This is a genomic window from Tundrisphaera macrotermitis, assembly GCF_051175315.1.
In the GTDB taxonomy this organism is placed as follows: Bacteria; Planctomycetota; Planctomycetia; order Isosphaerales; family Isosphaeraceae; genus Tundrisphaera.
This window is the reverse complement of the sequence record NZ_CP195100.1, coordinates 4,213,354-4,228,821: the sequence shown is the minus strand read 5'-3', so window position 1 is coordinate 4,228,821 and position 15,468 is coordinate 4,213,354. Positions and strand designations below refer to the sequence as shown.

Annotated in this window: 13 protein-coding genes and 1 riboswitch; of the genes, 11 read left to right on the top strand and 2 right to left on the bottom strand. The window is 68.9% G+C overall.

The window, feature by feature from the left end; all coding sequences use genetic code 11:
• The first annotated feature begins 41 nt into the window (after window positions 1-41).
• The 9 genes from TA3x_RS17035 (at window position 42) to frr (ending at window position 8,516) form a co-directional block, all read left to right on the top strand.
• A complete protein-coding gene (locus TA3x_RS17035; protein WP_435015853.1) occupies window positions 42-383 on the top strand; it encodes a hypothetical protein in 342 nt (113 codons plus the stop codon).
• Between the two features lie 96 nt (window positions 384-479).
• Window positions 480-620: riboswitch (SAM riboswitch) on the top strand.
• A gap of 196 nt (window positions 621-816) precedes the next feature.
• Window positions 817-2,097 (top strand): threonine synthase, encoded by a 1,281-nt coding sequence (thrC, locus tag TA3x_RS17030; RefSeq protein WP_435015852.1) that lies wholly within the window; start codon window positions 817-819, stop codon window positions 2,095-2,097.
• Between the two features lie 105 nt (window positions 2,098-2,202).
• Entirely contained in the window at window positions 2,203-2,472 is a 270-nt protein-coding gene (locus TA3x_RS17025; protein WP_435015851.1) for a ubiquitin-like small modifier protein 1, read from the top strand.
• 294 nt (window positions 2,473-2,766) lie between these two features.
• The gene (locus TA3x_RS17020) at window positions 2,767-3,837 is read left to right on the top strand and encodes a ThiF family adenylyltransferase (protein ID WP_435015850.1); all 1,071 of its coding nucleotides are present in this window, start codon (window positions 2,767-2,769) and stop codon (window positions 3,835-3,837) included.
• 48 nt (window positions 3,838-3,885) lie between these two features.
• A complete protein-coding gene (locus tag TA3x_RS17015) occupies window positions 3,886-5,034 on the top strand; it encodes an aminotransferase class V-fold PLP-dependent enzyme (RefSeq protein ID WP_435015849.1) in 1,149 nt (382 codons plus the stop codon).
• 134 nt (window positions 5,035-5,168) lie between these two features.
• Window positions 5,169-6,218, top strand: coding sequence for a 30S ribosomal protein S2 (gene rpsB, locus TA3x_RS17010; protein WP_435015848.1), 1,050 nt, complete (start codon window positions 5,169-5,171; stop codon window positions 6,216-6,218).
• 153 nt (window positions 6,219-6,371) lie between these two features.
• Window positions 6,372-6,995, top strand: a complete 624-nt coding sequence (gene tsf, locus TA3x_RS17005) for an elongation factor Ts (RefSeq protein WP_435015847.1) — start codon at window positions 6,372-6,374, stop codon at window positions 6,993-6,995.
• A gap of 97 nt (window positions 6,996-7,092) precedes the next feature.
• Window positions 7,093-7,860 carry a UMP kinase gene (pyrH, locus tag TA3x_RS17000; RefSeq protein ID WP_435015846.1) on the top strand — a complete coding sequence of 256 codons (768 nt, stop codon included), beginning with the start codon at window positions 7,093-7,095 and terminating at the stop codon, window positions 7,858-7,860.
• Between the two features lie 95 nt (window positions 7,861-7,955).
• The gene (frr, locus tag TA3x_RS16995; RefSeq protein WP_435015845.1) at window positions 7,956-8,516 is read left to right on the top strand and encodes a ribosome recycling factor; all 561 of its coding nucleotides are present in this window, start codon (window positions 7,956-7,958) and stop codon (window positions 8,514-8,516) included.
• Between the two features lie 209 nt (window positions 8,517-8,725).
• Here frr and TA3x_RS16990 read toward each other — a convergent pair whose 3' ends face one another.
• Complete coding sequence (locus TA3x_RS16990; protein ID WP_435015844.1) at window positions 8,726-8,956, bottom strand: hypothetical protein; 231 nt, start codon at window positions 8,954-8,956, stop codon at window positions 8,726-8,728.
• A gap of 164 nt (window positions 8,957-9,120) precedes the next feature.
• Between TA3x_RS16990 and TA3x_RS16985 the strand changes: the two genes are divergently transcribed.
• On the top strand, window positions 9,121-10,035 hold the full coding sequence (locus tag TA3x_RS16985) for a prolyl oligopeptidase family serine peptidase (protein ID WP_435015843.1): 915 nt from the start codon (window positions 9,121-9,123) through the stop codon (window positions 10,033-10,035).
• Window positions 10,036-10,138: 103 nt separating this feature from the next.
• On the opposite strand, the gene TA3x_RS16980 is transcribed toward TA3x_RS16985, so the two are convergent.
• A complete protein-coding gene (locus tag TA3x_RS16980; protein ID WP_435015842.1) occupies window positions 10,139-10,807 on the bottom strand; it encodes a PEP-CTERM sorting domain-containing protein in 669 nt (222 codons plus the stop codon).
• A gap of 1,387 nt (window positions 10,808-12,194) precedes the next feature.
• Between TA3x_RS16980 and carB the strand changes: the two genes are divergently transcribed.
• A complete protein-coding gene (gene carB / locus TA3x_RS16975) occupies window positions 12,195-15,431 on the top strand; it encodes a carbamoyl-phosphate synthase large subunit (protein WP_435015841.1) in 3,237 nt (1,078 codons plus the stop codon).
• The last annotated feature ends 37 nt before the right edge of the window (window positions 15,432-15,468 follow it).

The window sequence follows — 15,468 nt, the reverse complement described above, 5'->3', positions numbered from 1 at the left end:
GGCCTTCCGAATGCCCCATGAAAGCCAGGGAGATCCCGCCCATGCCCCAGACCCGCCGCTCGATGATGACCGCCGTCTTCGCCGCCTTCGCCTCGCTGGCCCTGACCCTGGGCACCGCCTTCGCCGCCGAGCTGCTGGGCACCGTCAAGTCGGTCGACGCCGATAACAAGAAGTTCGTCGTCACCCAGGAGGACCCCGAGAAGGACGTCGACGTCACCGTCAAGGACGACACCGAGTGGGTCAACCCCAAGGGCAAGACGGCCAAGAAGTTCGACATCTCCAAGCTCAAGAAGGGGACCAAGGTCAAGGTGACCCACGAGGACGGCGTCGCTTCCAAGGTCAACATCGAGAAGTACGCCGGCAAGAACAAGGCTGCCGAATAAGCCGATGGCGCGGTGACTTTTCGCCCCGATCCTCGGGCGGTTCCTTGACGAACCGCCCCGGGATCTGTAGAGTTGGGGCGTCATAATTCGGTGCGCATCTTATCCAGAGTGGCTGAGGGACGGGCCCGACGACGCCACAGCAACCGGTCTGCCATCACGGCGGATGCTGGTGCTAACTCCTGCCCTATCGCACCCGGCGGCAACGCCCCCAGGGAATCGCGATGGGACAGATAAGATGGTCTGAGGTCGGCGCACATCCCCGCGTCCGCACCTACAGCCCTTCCTGCCTTCCAACCCGTCCCCTCATACACTCGCCGATCAGAACGTGCGCGCACCGCGGACGGACCCATGCTTTTCGGTTCGTCCGGTTCCCTGGTTCGGGCCCGAATCCCCTCGCGACTCGCGGGACGGTGGAACGGCCTTGTCGGGAGATATGCCGGTGTCCGACGAACTCGTCCTCGGCCTGAAGTGTCGCCTCTGTGGCAAGCTCTATCCCAAGGAAGCCCTCAACTTCTGCACCGAGGACTTCGGCCCCCTCGAAGTCGTCTATGACTACGAGGCCGTCGGCCGGACGATGACCCGCGAGGCGATCCTCTCCCGCCCCCGGACGATCTGGCGCTATCGCGAACTGCTGCCGATCGACGGCGAGCCCACGGTCGGCCTCCACGTCGGCGGGACCCCCCTGATCCGCGCCGATCGCCTGGCCAAGGCCCTGGGCGTGGCCGAGCTTTACATCAAGAACGACGCGGTCAACCACCCGACCCTCTCGTTCAAGGATCGCGTGGTCGCCGTGGCCCTGAGCAAGGCCGTCGAGCTCGGCTTCCGCACCGTGGGGTGCGCCTCCACCGGCAACCTGGCCGGGAGCGTCGCGGCCAACGCCGCCGCCGCCGGTCTGGAAGCCTACGTCTTGATCCCCGACGACCTGGAAGCCGGCAAGGTGCTGGGCGCCAGCATCTATGGGGCGAAGGTCATCGCCATCAAGGGCAACTACGACCACGTCAACCGGCTCTGCTCGCAGATCGCCTTCAAGTACGGCTGGGGCTTCGTCAACGTCAACCTCCGGCCGTTCTACGCCGAGGGGTCCAAGACGATGGGCTTCGAGATCGCCGAGGCGATGGGCTGGCGGATCCCCGACCACGTCGTCGCCCCGATGGCCGGCGGCAGCCTGATCGGCAAGATCCACAAGTCGTTCAACGAGTTCGCCACCCTCGGCATCATCGACGGCCCGGTCCGCACCAAGATGTTCGGCGCCCAGGCGACCGGGTGCAACCCGATCTCGCACACGGTCAAGTCCGACGCCATGAAGGTCCGGCCGGTCCGCGACCCCAAGACGATCGCCAAGAGCCTGGCCATCGGCGACCCGGCCGACGGCTACTTCGCCTCCCAGCTGATCCGCGAGAGCGGCGGCTGGAGCGAGGACGTGGACGACGACGCCATCGTCGACGCCATGAAGCTGCTGGGCGAGACCGAGGGGATCTTCGCCGAGACCGCCGGCGGCGTGACCCTGGCCGTGGCCCGCAAGCTGATCGAGCAGGGCAAGATCGACCGCGACGGGTCGACCGTCCTGTGCATCACCGGCAACGGCCTCAAGACCCAGGAGGCGCTCCACGGCAAGGTCGACAAGCCCGCCGTGATCCGCCCCAGCCTCGACGAGTTCGAGGCCCTGGTCGGCTCCCCCGCCGACGCCGGCCAGCTGATCGGCGCCGGGGCCTGAGTTCCCCAGGCGAGACGCAACATCCTATCTTCTCCCCAGCACCGAGTGCCGAGGCGCGTCGCCCCGAATGGCGACGCGGCCCCGGTCCGCAAGGACCTTTGCATCATGCCCGTCGTCCGCATCCCGACCCCGCTCCGCCCGCACGCCAATAACCTCGACAGCGTCGACGCCGCCGGCGCGACGGTCGGCGAAGTCCTCGGCCAGGTCTTCGAGGCCCACCCCGCCCTCCGCGAACGCCTGTTCGACGGCGCCGAGCTGCGTCGGTTCGTCAACGTCTACGTCAACAACGAAGACATCCGCTACCTGGAAGACCTCGACACCAAGGTCGAGGCCCGGGACGAGGTCAGCATCATCCCGGCCGTCGCCGGAGGCTGATCGCCAAACGAACCCAAAGTCGGGCGGCACGGGCGCGGTGGTTGGCAAGCCAACCACCGCCACCCGAATACCAAACGAACCCAATCGATGTCGCCGGTTCGGCCAGGACTCCGGAAAAACGAACTCAATCCTGGGTGGCTGTGGTTGGCTTGCCAACCACGGCGCCGGCGAGTTGGACCGAGGTCGGTCGGTCGATCGCAACCATCCGACTCGCCCAAACGAAGCCAACGCGCCGCATCCCAAACGAAGCCAACCGCCCCTCCCCGGGGGCGATCTGAAGGGTAGATGAAGGTCATGGCAAGCGACAGCGCCGGCCTCGGCGGAGACGCAACCCCCGATCCCCTCGACCGATACAGCCGACAGGTCCGGTTCCCCAATCTGGGCGAGGCCGGGCAGAGGCGGTTGATGCAATCGCGGGTCACGATCTGCGGGTGCGGCGCCCTGGGCACGGTCCTGGCCAATCACCTGGTCCGCGCCGGGGTCGGGCACATCCGCTTGGTCGACCGCGACTTCATCGAGACCCACAACCTCCAGCGCCAGATCCTCTTCGACGAGGACGACGTCGCCTCCAACCTGCCCAAGGCCGAGGCCGCCGCCCGCAAGCTCCGGCGGATCAACTCGTCGGTGACGATCGAGCCGGTCGTGACCGACATCGACCACACCAACATCCTCGACCTCGTGGCCGACGCCGACCTGATCCTGGACGGAACCGATAACTTCGAGACCCGCTACCTGATCAACGACGCCGCCGTGAAGCTGGGCAAGCCCTGGATCTTCGGCGGGGTGATCGGCTCCGAAGGCCAGACCATGACGATCCGGCCGGGGAAGACGCCCTGCCTCCGCTGCCTGATCGAGGACAACCCGCCGCCCGGCATGACCCCGACCTGCGAGACGGCCGGCGTCCTGGGCCCGGCGGTCTCGGTGATCGCCTCGTTCGAGGCCGTCGAGGCGATCAAGCTCCTGAGCGGGGCCGATTCCGCCCTGAACACCGAGCTGATCATGGTCGACGTCTGGGACTGGCAGTTCCGCCGGCTCAAGGTCGCGGGCCTGCTGGGCAAGGTCGACTGTCCGTGTTGCCAGCGGCACCAGTACGAGTGGCTGGCCGGCGACCTCGGGTCGCACACGACGACCCTGTGCGGGCGCAACGCCGTCCAGATCGCCGCCCGCCGCCCCGAGCCGATCGACTTCCCCGACATGGCCCGCCGCCTCGGCGCCATCGGCGAGGTCAAGCACAACGCCTTCATGCTCCGGTTCGCCGCCGAGGGGCATGACTTCACCGTCTTCCCCGACGGCCGGGCGATCATCAAGGGGACCAACGACATCGCCAAGGCCCGGACCCTCTACGCCCAGTTCGTGGGGAGTTGAGCCGCCCGCTCCTCCCCCGGCCGACCTCCCGCCCGCAGGACACCCGCGATGATCTACCTGGATAACGCCGCGACCAGCTTCCCCAAGCCCGAGCCCGTCTACGAGGCCCTCGACCGGTTCGCCCGCACCAGCCTGGCCAACCCCGGCCGCGCCGGGCACCGGATGGCGATGGCCGCCGAACGGACCCTGGACGACGCCCGGCACGCCCTCAACCAGTTCTTCCGGGGCGAAGGGCCCGAGCGCTGGATCTTCACGCTCAACTGCACCGACGCCCTGAACATGGCCATCAAGGGGACGGTCAAGCCCGGCGACCATGTGATCACGTCGGACATGGAGCACAACTCGGTCAGCCGGCCGCTCCGCAAGCTCGAACGCGACAGCGTGATCACCCTCACCCGCCTGGCGTCGACTGAGGGCTACCTCGACCCCGAGGCCGTCCGCCAGGCCCTCACGCCCAAGACCTCGCTGGTTGCCCTGACCCATGCGTCCAACGTCCTGGGCACGGTCCAGCCGATCGAGGCGATCGCGCCAATCGTCCGCCAGGCCGGGGCCCTGTTCCTGGTGGACGCCGCCCAGTCCGCCGGGTTGGTGCCGATCGACCTCAAGGCCACGCCCATCGACCTGCTCGCCTTCCCCGGCCACAAGGCCCTGTACGGGCCGACCGGCACCGGCGCCCTGTATGTCGGCCCCCGGGCCAACCCCGCCGCCTGGCGCGAGGGGGGCACCGGCGGCGACTCCGCCAGCGAGACCCAGCCGGCCATCCTCCCCTACGCGCTGGAAGGCGGCACGCCCAACGTCCTGGGGGTGGCCGGCCTGGCCGCCGGGGTGGCGTGGGTCGCCGCGCGGGGCGTCGAGGCCGCCCGGCTCCACGAAGTCGGCCTGCTCCAGAAGGTCGTCGACTGGGCCGAGGCCGCCGAAGGCTGGCGCGTGGCCGGCCGCTGGGACCCGGCCACCCACGTCGGGGCGCTGTCCCTGATCGTGCCCGAAGGGCTGACGCCCCAGGAACTGGCCGGGATGCTCGACACCAGCTTCGAGATCGCCGTCCGCCCCGCCCTCCACTGCTCCCCGTACATCCACAAGGCCCTGGGCACCTTCCCGGACGGCACCCTCCGCGTCAGCCCCGGCCCCTTCACCACCGAGGCCGAGATCGACACCTTCCTGGCGGCGCTGGCCGAGATCACCGCCGGGGTGCTCTGATTTGACTCCGGATACGCGTGTCGTTACACTGACCCCTCGTTTCTGATCACTCCCGGCCATCAGCAAGGCCGCCCCGTCGCCCATCGCGCGGGGATCGCGGCCCGGAATGTCTCGGCGGGACGGAGGAAGTTCTCGTGGCACTTGCGGTTAAAGACCTGATCGATGCGGGCGTACACTTCGGGCACCGGGCGAGCCGGTGGAACCCGAAAATGAAGCCGTACATCTACGGCAAGCGCAACCTGATCCATATCATCGACCTGAAGGAAACGGTCCGCGGCCTGCTCCGCGCGTCCAAGTACTTCCACAAGGTGGCCTCGGAGAACGGGCTGATCCTGTTCGTCGGGACCAAGCGGCAGGCCTCCGAGACGATCGTCGAGGAATGCACCCGCGCCGGGATGCCCTACGTCACGGAACGCTGGCTGGGCGGGACGCTCACCAACTTCCGGACGATCCGCAGCCGACTCAAGCGCCTCGAGGAACTGGAGAGCATCCTCGATGGCGAGCAGGCGCTCAGCTACTCGAAGAAGATGATCTCCACGCTCGGCCGCGAGCGGGCCAAGATCGACCGCAACCTGGCCGGCATCCGAAACATGACCCGCCTGCCCGAGGCGCTCCTGGTCATCGACCCGCACCGCGAGCACATCGCCGTGTCCGAGGCCCGGAAGCTGGGCATCAAGATCGTCGCCCTGCTGGACACCGACTGCGATCCCGACACCATCGACCTGCCGATCCCCGGCAACGATGACAGCATGCGGTCGATCGAGCTGGTGGTCAAGCGGCTGGTCGACTCGATCATCCAGGGCAAGCTCACCGCCCCGCCCGAGCCCCCGCGTCGCGAGGAGCCGGAGCCCGGCCGCAATGACCGCGATCGTCGCGGCGGCGACCGCGGCGGACGCGGTGGCGATCGCGGCGGCCCGAATCGTGGCGGCCCGCAGGGCTATGGCCGCGGCGGGATCCGTTCTTCCAACGCCCCGGCGGCGGCCGCCTCCCCGGCCCCCCCTCAGCCCAATCAGTCCGCCGCGGCGGCCGTCGAGGCCGGCGTTCCGACCGACCTGGAAGCCCAGGCCGACGCCCAGCCGGCCATCCCCGGCGGTCAGGGCGTGACCGATACGCCCCCCTCGGCGCAGGCCGAAGCCGCCCCGGCCCCCGCGGCCGAGCCGGAAGCCGCCCCGCAGGGCGAATGATCGAGTCGGGGCCCGCCCCGGTTTGACCCGAACGATCGACGAGGCCCGGGGCTTGACGGCCATCCGCCGTCCCCCGGGCCTCGTGCCCGCGAAGAACCCAGTCACCGATTACGAATCCCGCAAGGTCTGCGACAGAGCAGAGGAGAAGCGTCGATGGCCGCTATTACGGCTCAGGTTGTCAACGAATTCCGCAAGGCGACCGGGTTGGGCCTGATGGAGTGCAAGGCGCTCCTGAAGGAGGCGGACGGCGACCCCAAGAAGGCCATGACCCTCGCCCAGGAGCGGGGCAAGGCCAATGCCGCCAAGCGCGCCGGCCGCGCCGCCAAGGCGGGCCGCGTCGAGACCTACATCCACCACGACGGCAAGTCGGGCGCCCTGATCGAGGTCAACTGCGAGACCGACTTCGTCGCCCGCAACGACGAGTTCCGCCAGCTTTGCAAGGACCTGGCCCTCCAGGTCGTCGCGGCCAACCCGATCTGCGTCCGCCGCGAGGAGATGGACCCGGCGGTCGTCGAGGAGCAGCGGCGGATCTTCCTGAAGCAGGCCGAGGACAAGCCCGAGCAGATCCGCGAGAAGATCGCCGACGGCAAGCTCAACTCGTGGTATAGCGAGAGCGTCCTACTGGACCAGGTCTACGTCAAGGACTCGGCCAAGAAGGTCAGCGACATGATTCTGGAAGTCAACGCCCGGACCGGCGAAAACATCTCGGTGGCCCGGTTCGCCCGGTTCATCCTGGGCGAGACCGCCCCGGCCGAGACGCCCGAAGCCGAAGGCTGAGCCCATCACCGGGGCGATCGACGCGGATATCCCCCGGCCCGTCGGTCGCCCGATCCCCCCGACCCGAATCCCCCGCCTCAACGACAACGGAGTTGTCATGGACGCCTCGCATTCCTACGGGCCTCCGGTCTTCAAACGCATCCTGCTGAAGCTTTCCGGGGAGAGCTTCGGGCGGCCCGGCGAAGGGGGGATCAGCGTCGACGAAGTCAGCCGGATCGCCCGCCAGGCGTCCCGCGTGGCGGCCCATGGCGTGGAAGTGGCCATCGTGGTCGGCGGCGGCAACTTCCTCCGCGGGGCCTCGCTCCGGGGCTCCACGGTGATCCGCGAGGCGACCGCCCACTACATGGGGATGACCGCCACGGTCATCAACGGCCTGGCCCTCCAGGACGCGATGGAAGGGCTGGGCTGCGAGACCCGCCTGATGACCACGTTCAAGATGGACGAGGTCGCCGAGCCGTTCATCCGCCGGCGTGCCCTGACCCACCTGTCCCGGGGCCGGGTCGTGATCCTGGCGTGCGGCACCGGCAGCCCCTTCGTCACCACCGACACGGCCGCGGCGCTCCGGGGCACCGAGCTGGGCGTCGAGGTCCTGATGAAGGCCACCCGGGTCGACGGCATCTACACCGCCGACCCCGAGAAGAATCCCCACGCCGTCCGCCACGAGCACCTGACCTACGAGCAGGTCGTCCGCGACGACCTCCGGGTCATGGACATGACCGCCATCGGGATGTGCCTGGATAACTCCCTGCCGATCCTGGTCTTCAACTTCAAGAAGGAAGGCAACATCGAGCGGGTCGTGGCCGGCGAGACGATCGGGACCTGGGTGGCCAACACGCCCCGACCCTTGCCGGGCACGCTGGCCTGATCGTTGGATGCCGTCGGGGTCGTCTGCCGATCCCCCTCCGGTTACAATCTGCCCACCGGGCGTTTTGCGGGTTGCCGAGCCTTCCGAGGTGAGCCATGAGCATCGAAGAGATCGCGTTCGAAGCCGAAGAGAAGATGGAAAAGAGCATTGCGCTGCTCGCCGATCAGCTCAAGGGGGTCCGGACCGGCCGGGCCAACACCGGGCTGGTGGACTCGATCCGGGTCCTCTACTACGGCTCGCCGACCCCGCTCAAGCAGCTCGCCAACCTCAGCACCCCCGAGCCCCAGCAGATCCTGATCCGCCCGTTCGACCAGACCGCCATCGGCGACATCGTCAAGGCGATCCAGGCCAGCGAACTTGGCCTGACCCCGAACTCGGACAACAAGGTCATCCGCCTCAACGTCCCGTCCCTCTCGGTCGAGCAGCGCAAGAAGCTGTCCAATCGCGTCAAGGACCTGGCCGAGGAGGCGCGGATCTCGATCCGCAACATCCGCCGCGATGCCAACAAGTCGGGCGATAAGGAGTTGGCCGACAAGACGATGACCGAGGACGACCTGGAACGCTGCAAGGAAGAGATCCAGGCCCTCACCAAGCGGTTCGAGGGCAAGGTCAACGAGATGGCCGAGAAGAAGTCCGCCGAGATCCTCGAAGTCTGAAGCCTCCGAGCCCTGACGCCGACCCGAAGCCGACGCCGGCCCGCGACCCTCGCGGGGCCCGCCGTCGGCTTCCTCGTTGAACCGGCCCGCGAATCGACCGCGATGCCCGGCGATCGGGGCGGATCGCCCGTCGGGCGTCGTCGGCCTCCGCCGCTCGTCCCGGCCGGCGTCCTCGCAAGGCGGGCACCCCGCCCGATCGGCCCGGGGCCCTAACGGGCGGCGTCGTCCTCGGCCACGAAATCGTCGTCGCCGACGTGCACCGATCCGGACGAGGAGTCCGACGGGGTATCGCGGCCCCGGGCTACGTCCTCGGGGCGGAGGCGGGGGACGTCGGGGCCGAAGCCGCCCGTGCCGTCGGTGTCGGGGATCGGCGGAGTCGGGGCGTCGGCGTCGCTGCGGTTGGAGTCGGGCGGGAGATGGGGGGCGGCGGGGTTGCTCATGGTCGGGGCTCCGGGTGGGGTCGTCGATCGGGCCCGGGCGGACGGGCTCTTTCCTGGACCTGGCCCGGATTGGTGGCGAATGGCATGCCGGGGGGCGGCCGCTCGGGTATCCTCCGATCTCGGAACGGCACCCACCCCCCTCCCAATCTCCCGGAGCGATCGCGATGAAACGGCCTTGCGTTTGGATCCTGCTGGCCCTGGCGTCGGCCGTGCCCGCAGCGAATGGGGATGAGCCCGCCGTCCGCCGCGACCAGGACGTGATCTACGGCCGGAAGTACGGCACCGCCCTCACGATGGACGTGTTCCGCCCGGCCGCCAACGGCAACGGCCGCGGGATCATCTCGGTGGTCAGCGGCGGCTGGTTCTCCAATCACGACAGCGTGAACGCCGCCGGCGTCAAGGTCTTCACCGACCGGGGCTACACCGTGTTCGCGGTGGTCCACGGCAGCCAGCCCAAGTTCACGATCCCCGAGGTCCTCGAAGACATGCACCGGGCCGTGCGTTTCATCCGCACCCACGCCCAGGAGTATGGGGTCGATCCCGACAAGCTGGGGATCACCGGCGGGTCGGCCGGCGGCCACCTGTCGCTGATGCAGGGGACGGCCGGCACCGCCGGCAAGCCGGACGCCAAGGACCCCGTCGACCGGGCCTCCAGCCGGGTCGCGGCCGTGGCCTGCTTCTTCCCGCCGACCGACTTCCTCAACTACGGCAAGGAGGGGGAGGATGCGCTCGGCCGGGGGATCCTGAAGGACTTCGCCGCCCCGTTCGAATTCCGCGAGTTCGACCCGGCGAAGAAGAAGTTCGTCACGATCACCGACGAGGCGAAGATCCAGGAAATCGGCCGGGCGATCTCGCCGGTCAACCATGCCTCCTCCGACGACCCGCCCACGCTGATCATCCACGGAGACGCCGACAAGCTCGTCCCGATCCAGCAGGCCGAGCTGATCGTCGGCAAGCTGAGCAAGTCCGGCGTGGAGGCCAAGCTCATCCCCAAGCCGGGCGCCGCGCACGGCTGGCCGAACATGGGCCAGGACCAGGCCGTGCTGGCCGACTGGTTCGATGCCCATCTCCTGAAGTGATCGACGGCCCGTCCGGGGGCGTATGACGGCGGGGCGTCGGCCGGCCTCCCGGGCCCGGGCAATGCCCCGCTCGCCTTTCACGCGGCCCGATGGGCCCCGGCACTCAGCCCCGGGAGCGGGCCCGACGGCGGGCGATCCCGAGTCCGACCAGTCCGGCGATCCCGCACAGGGCCAGCGACGAGGGCTCGGGGACCGCGGCTGGGTTGCCGGAGGCGACCTCGCCGCTGGCGGTGCCGCCGCCGGACGCGGGGATGCCCCGGACGGTGATCACCCCGTAGAAGGCGTTGGCCTCGTTCTGGCTCTGGAAGGCGAACGTCTCGGCGGTGATGCCGGTCCCGGTGATGGTGTAGACCGAGGTCTCTCCGGCCGTGAACCGATTGGAGTTGTTGGCGCTTTCGTATGCCAGGAGGATGTCGAACTGGCCGCCCTGCCCCGGGGGCTGGACGGAATTCGCCCCGATGGTGATCGATTCGACGGCCTGCCCCGAGACGAACGAGAAGCTCAACGAAGACGGGTTGATCGTGGGGTTGACGTTGAAGTAGGCCCCGGCCAGGTAAGGCGAGGTGCCGGTGAGGCCGTTGATGATCGTCAGGCGGACCGTGTTGGGCGCGATCGATTGGAAGGTGGCCGACCCGAAAGGCGAACTGCCGTTCGGTGACGTGCCGTTGTAGACATTGTCGAAATTCAGCGTGAAATCGGCCCGGGCCGACCCGGCCAGGGTCGTAACCGGGGCGACCATCCCGGCGAACAGCGAGCATCGGATCATCGACATCGAAGACCTCTCGTCAGGCACATCCGAGCGTGCTTCGAGGGAGCCCACGTCGGCAACCCCTCGGATCTAGAACCTGAAACACCGCGTCGGCGGTCGCCGGACTCCTGGGTGCTTCGTTTCAACATGTTGTTGGTTGAACGCAACGAGAGGGTGGCGGCTCGGCATCACGACGCCGACCGACCGGTGTTCGCCGACCGCCCCGGCTTCGCGGGGCCGGCATTCTTCGGGGCGATCGAATGACCGGCCGCGGGCCGCGTCTGGAGGATGGCGGATCGCCGCAGGGACCGGGCTCGCTCGCGGGAGGACTTCATGGATCGACTGCTGATCGCAATGACCCTGGCATCGGGCTTTCCGCCGGCACGGTTGTCGTACCCCAATGAGTTGGCGAAGTGGCAGGTCTGGGCCCCGGGGGGCGGGACCTGGGAGGGGCACTCGGGATATCGATGGACGGTCTATCTGAAACAGGGCCGTCCCATGGCCCGGTTGGCCAGTCGACGCGACTGGATGGGCCCCGACTTGCCGTTTGCCATCGAAGAGGGGCGACAAGAGGACGAATTCTCCGGGCGGAAGCGGTTCGCCAGGGTCGACGACGGCTGGATCGTGGCGTTCAATCGTGGGGAGTTCGGGGCCGCACTCTGGTGGTTCTCGGAGGACGGGAGACGCCGGTCCCTGCTGAGCAGGGATTTGTGGATCAACGAGTTCATCCCCACGGCCGCGGGCCTGCTGGCCGTCGACGGGCTCGCCCACGGCTCCGACCATCGGGGCGGGGTCGTCCGGATCGGCCGCGATGACGCCGGCCGATATCGGGCGAGCCGCCTCGTCTGGCTGGGAGGGATGGCCTCCGCCGGGCGGGTCGACGCCGATGGGACGCTGGTGGTCGCCACCCTGTCCCGCATCCTCCGGATTGATCTCGCCACGAAACGGGCGGATGTCCTGCTCGAAGCGGCGCCATGGCAGCCCAGGCATGCGACCTCCATGGCACTCGGGCCGGGAGGATCGATCTATCTCGGCATGGGTGACGTGGTGGTCAGGGTCCGCCCGGAAAAAGGGCGGTCCCCCCGGAGCGAACTGCTGATCCCATTTCGCGGCTTCGAGCACCGGATCGAAGCGGAACCGGTCGTCCGGCACGACCCGGGGCCGCGTCCCGGCGTTGCGGGGGCGGCGGAGCGAGCATCGCCCGAGGGGCCCGGGCGAGGCTCTCGGTTCCCCTCACTTGCCCGGGCCGGGCCGGAATCGCTAAAATCCGGTGTCGGTCGGCGCGACATGCCGATCGCGCCCCCGCGCGCGGGGGCGTCGTCCGTGGCCAGCCCCGCCCGTTTGCCGGCGGTTCGCGGTCGCCCCGGCCCCGATCCTCGGGCCGGGTCGCGAGGAATCAGAGAGACCCGCCGTGCCCAAGCGTACCGACATCCAGAAGATCCTGATCCTCGGCGCCGGGCCGATCGTGATCGGCCAGGCGTGCGAGTTCGACTATTCGGGCACCCAGGCGTGCAAGGCGCTCCGCGAGGAAGGTTTCGAGGTCGTGCTGGTCAACAGCAACCCGGCCACGATCATGACCGACCCCGAGATGGCCGACCGGACCTACATCGAGCCGATCACCCCGGCCGTTGTCGAGCAGATCCTGGCCAAGGAGAAGCCCGACGCCCTGCTGCCCACCCTGGGCGGGCAGACCGGCCTGAACGTGGGGCTGGCCCTGGCCGAGAGCGGCGCCCTGGAACGCCACGGCTGCCGCCTGATCGGCGCCACGGCCGAGGCGATCCGCACCGCCGAGGACCGCGCCCTGTTCAAGGCCGCCATGGAGGAGATCGGCCTGGAGAGCGCCCGGTCGGAGATGGTCACGACCCTGGAGGAAGCCCAGAAGGTCCGCGACCAGATCGGCCTGCCCTGCGTGCTCCGACCCAGCTTCACCATGGGCGGGTCGGGCGGCGGCATCGCCTACAACCGGGACGAGTTCGACCGGATGGTCGCCTTCGGCCTGGAACTCTCCCCGGTCCGGTCGATCCTGGTCGAGGAGAGCGTGATCGGCTGGAAAGAGTACGAGATGGAGGTGATGCGCGACTGCGCCGACAACGCCGTCATCGTCTGCTCGATCGAGAACTTCGACCCGATGGGGGTCCACACCGGCGATAGCATCACCGTCGCCCCGGCGCAGACCCTGACCGACAAGGAATACCAGAAGCTCCGGGATGCCTCGCTGGCGATCCTCCGCAAGATCGGCGTCGAGACCGGCGGGTCGAACGTCCAGTTCGCCATCGACCCGAAGACCGGCCGGATGATCGTGATCGAGATGAACCCGCGGGTCAGCCGCTCCAGCGCCCTGGCCAGTAAGGCGACCGGCTTCCCGATCGCCAAGATCGCCGCCAAGCTCGCCGTCGGGTTCCGCCTGGACGAGATCCGCAACGACATCACCCGCGAGACCCCGGCCTGCTTCGAGCCGACGATCGACTACGTCGTCACCAAGATCCCCCGCTGGGCGTTCGAGAAGTTCCCCGACGCCGACCCGGTGCTCACTACCCAGATGAAGTCGGTAGGCGAGGTCATGGCGATCGGCCGGACCTTCCGCGAGAGCTTCCAGAAGGCCCTGCGCGGGCTGGAGGTCGGGCGGTTCGGCTTCGGCTGCGACCCCAAGGACACCTGGGGCACCCCGGAGCAGCCGACCGAGGACGAGATCTCCGCGAAGCTGGCCACGCCCAACGCCGACCGGATCTGGTCGATCCGCCACGCCTTCCTGGCCGGGTTCGACATCGAGCGGATCAACGGCCTGACCGGGATCGACCCCTGGTTCCTCCACAACCTCCGCGACCTCGTCCTGCTGGAAGGGCGGCTCCGCGAGGCCGGGTCGCTGGACCGGGCCGATGACGACCTGATCCGCGAGGCCAAGCGCAACGGGTTCTCCGACCGCCAGCTCGCCCACCTCTGGGGCGAGAAGGAGGCCGCCGTCCGCTCCGACCGCGAGCGGCGGGGGATCAAGGCGGTGTTCAAGCTGGTGGACACCTGCGCCGCCGAGTTCGAGGCGGTCACGCCCTACTACTACTCGACCTACGAGAGCGAGGACGAGGCCCGGGTCGGCGACAAGCCCCGGGTGGTGATCCTGGGAGGCGGCCCGAACCGGATCGGCCAGGGGATCGAGTTCGACTATTGCTGCTGCCAGGCCGCGTTCGCCCTCCGGGCCGACGGGTATGAAGTGGTGATGGTCAACAGCAACCCGGAGACGGTCTCCACCGACTACGACACCTCGGACCGCCTGTTCTTCGAGCCCCTGACGGTCGAGGACGTGCTCAACGTGATCGGGCGGGTCAAGCCGATCGGAGTGATCGTCCAGTTCGGCGGGCAGACGCCGCTGAACCTGGCCCGGGCCCTGGAGGCGGCCGGCGTGCCGATCCTGGGGACCAGCCCGGAGAGCATCGACCTCGCCGAGGACCGCGAGCGGTTCCGCGTCATCATCGACCGCCTCGGCCTGAAGCAGACCCCCAACGGGTCGACCACCAACTACGAGGAAGCCCGGCGGATCGCCGAAAGGATCGGTTACCCGGTGCTGGTCCGGCCCAGCTTCGTGCTGGGCGGGCGGGCCATGGAGATCGTCTACGACGAGCCGAGCCTGTCGCGGTTCGTCGCCGAGGCGATCGAGGCCAGCCCCGGCCACCCGGTGCTGATCGACAAGTTCCTGGAGGACGCCCGCGAGGTCGACGTGGACGCCGTGTGCGACGGCGAGCGGACCATCGTCGGCGGGGTGATGGAGCACATCGAGGAAGCCGGCATCCACTCCGGAGACTCCGCCTGCGCCATCCCCCCATTCACGCTCGACGCCGCCACCGTGGCCGAGTTGAAGCGGCAGACCGTGGCGCTGGCCGAGGCCCTGACGGTGCGCGGGCTGATGAACATCCAGTTCGCCGTCAAGGACAAGGAGATCTACGTCCTGGAGGTCAACCCCCGGGCGTCGCGGACCGTCCCGTTCGTGAGCAAGGCGACCGGGCTGAACCTGGCCAAGACGGCGGCGCGGGTCATGGTCGGCCGGACGCTCGAATCGCTGGGGATCACCTCGGAAGTCGAGCCCGGCTACGTGTCGGTCAAGGAGAGCGTCTTCCCGTTCGCCAAGTTCCCGGGCGTGGACATCGTCCTCGGCCCGGAGATGCGGTCGACCGGCGAGGTCATGGGGATCGACACCGACTTCGGGGCCGCGTTCGCCAAGGCCCAGATGGCCGCCAGCTGCGTCCTGCCCGCCTCGGGCACGGTGTTCCTGAGCGTCGCACCCCGCGACAAGACGGCCGTGGTGCCGATCGCGGCCAAGTTCGCCGCGATGGGCTACGACCTGATGTGCACCGCGGGCACCGCCGCCGTCCTGGCCGAGCACGGCATCGCCGTGGCCCCGGTCCGCAAGATCGCCGAAGGGCGGCCCAACCTCCTCGACCACCTGGCCAACGGCGAGATCGCCCTGGTGGTCAACACCCCCAGCGGCAAGGGGGCCCGCACCGACGAGGGGCGGATCCGCTCCTCGGCGGTCAGCCACGGCGTCCCCTGCATCACCACCCTGGCCGGCGCCCGCGCCGCGGTGGCCGCCCTGGAACGGCTCCGCCAGGGGCCGCTCGACGTGTATGCCCTCCAGGACCTGCTCGGGCCGAAGGGTTGATCTGACGTCGACAGGTTGAATCGGCGGCCCGGGGATG